Below are 1,858 nucleotides of genomic sequence, written 5' to 3' on the forward strand. Positions count from 1 at the left end.
AAGGTAATTATACATGCAGAAAACAGAAGATTAGCAATAGAGAAAGCGCAAAAATTATTTTCTTCTGCTAAAATAGAAGGTGTAAGAACTAATATTTCACTATTTGACCAGTTTTTACATGATGGTTCTTTTGAAAGTGGAGTATATTCAACATCCGTTTTAGGGGAATGGATGGACAAACAAAGGGAGGAAATTTCAAAATGAAAAATTTAGAATCAACTATGGCAGGTACAGTATTTACGGTTAACGTTGCAGTGGGGGACGAAGTGCAAGAAGGCCAAGTGGTTATGGTACTTGAATCGATGAAAATGGAAATTCCTGTAGAATCTAATGTAGCAGGCAAGGTTCTAGAAATAAAGGCGCAAGTTGGGGATTTCGTAAATGAGGGAGACGTATTAGTAACGTTCGAATAAAAACTCTCCAATACAAAAAACTGTAAGTTGCGTGTACCTATTAGAAAATTAAGTGGTTCAACGAATCGTTCAATAAATGTATCTATCAATTAAAATAATTGTTTAGTATTTTATTCTATCAAGCAAATGTATCAGTCGGAGTGCGCCCTACATATAGGGCTCGGCTGCTGCTACTTGAAACGGGGGTTTTACAAAGTGGGAGAAACAAAGGGGTATAACGATAAGCTAGAAGAAAAATTATCATCTATTTATGCGGGTGGACATTCAAAGTATCATGAGAAAATGAAGGAGCAGGGGAAGCTGTTTGTTCGTGATCGTTTAAACCTGTTATTTGATAATGGGGAATACGTAGAAGACGGTCGATTTGCAAATGTAGAAGCAGGTGACTTACCTGCTGATGGAGTTGTAACTGCGACTGGAAAAGTAAATGGACAAACAGTTTGCGTAATGGCAAATGACTCTACAGTAAAAGCTGGATCATGGGGATTTAGAACGGTTGAAAAAATAATTCGAATCCAAGAAATTGCTGAAAAAAATCGTGTGCCACTATTGTATTTAGTAGACTCTGCTGGGGCACGTATTACAGACCAATTAGCAATGTTCCCGAATCGTCGTGGAGCTGGTAGAATTTTTCACAATCAAGTGAGATTATCTGGTTTTATTCCTCAAATATGTTTGTTATTTGGACCATCAGCTGCAGGAGGGGCGTACATACCGGCATTTTGTGATGTTGTATTTATGGTTGAAGGAAATGCCTCGATGTACCTTGGATCTCCACGTATGGCTGAAAAAGTAATTGGAGAAAAGGTAACGTTAGAGGAAATGGGAGGCGCGCGCATGCACTGTACAGTAAGTGGAGTCGGCGACGTGCTAGTTTCCTCGGAAGAAGAAGCTCTAGAAGAAGCGAAGAAGTATTTAAGCTACTTCCCTGCCAATTACACCGAAAAGCCAAAAACGGTTGAACCGAAGCAAACCAAAGAAGGTAGAACGTTAGAGGAAATTATTCCTGAAAACCAAAACGCACCTTTCGATATGTATGAAGCAATTGATGCATTAATCGATGAAGGTACTTTCTTTGATATTAAAAAACTGTTTGCTCCGGAGCTAATAACAGGATTTGCTCGAATCGAAGGGAAGCCGGTAGGAATTATAGCGAACCAACCGAAGGCAAAAGGAGGAGTCTTGTTCGTAGATTCTGCAGACAAGGCCGCTAAGTTCATCTCTCTTTGTGATGCTTTCTCCATTCCATTATTATTCTTAGCAGATGTTCCTGGCTTCATGATAGGGACTAAAGTGGAAAGGGCAGGCATTATTCGCCATGGAGCTAAGCTTATCGCAGCTATGAGCTCAGCAACTGTACCAAAGCTTTCTGTTATTGTACGAAAAGCTTATGGCGCAGGTCTTTACGCTATGGCTGGACCAGCTTTTGAACCTGATGTGTGTAT

At 39.9% G+C, this 1,858-nt stretch carries 2 protein-coding genes and 1 pseudogene; all 3 read left to right on the forward strand.

The window, feature by feature from the left end; translation table 11 throughout:
• A pseudogene (locus tag AC06OU_RS02790) lies at positions 1–204 on the forward strand (biotin carboxylase); the annotation flags it as partial.
• Positions 201–413: an acyl-CoA carboxylase biotin carboxyl carrier protein subunit gene (locus AC06OU_RS02795; protein WP_169358972.1), complete on the forward strand. Its 213-nt coding sequence runs from the start codon at positions 201–203 to the stop codon at positions 411–413. The pseudogene AC06OU_RS02790 and the gene AC06OU_RS02795, both read left to right, overlap by 4 nt.
• 195 nt (positions 414–608) lie before the next feature.
• On the forward strand, positions 609–1,858 hold a 1,250-nt coding region (locus AC06OU_RS02800; RefSeq protein WP_475853831.1), incomplete at its 3' end, for an acyl-CoA carboxylase subunit beta.

This window comes from Psychrobacillus sp. (assembly GCF_056205495.1).

Coding starts and splice junctions, on each gene's coding strand:
- AC06OU_RS02795 (WP_169358972.1), top strand. CDS start 201: ATGAAAAATTTAGAATCAACTATGGCAGGTACAGTATTTACGGTTAAC.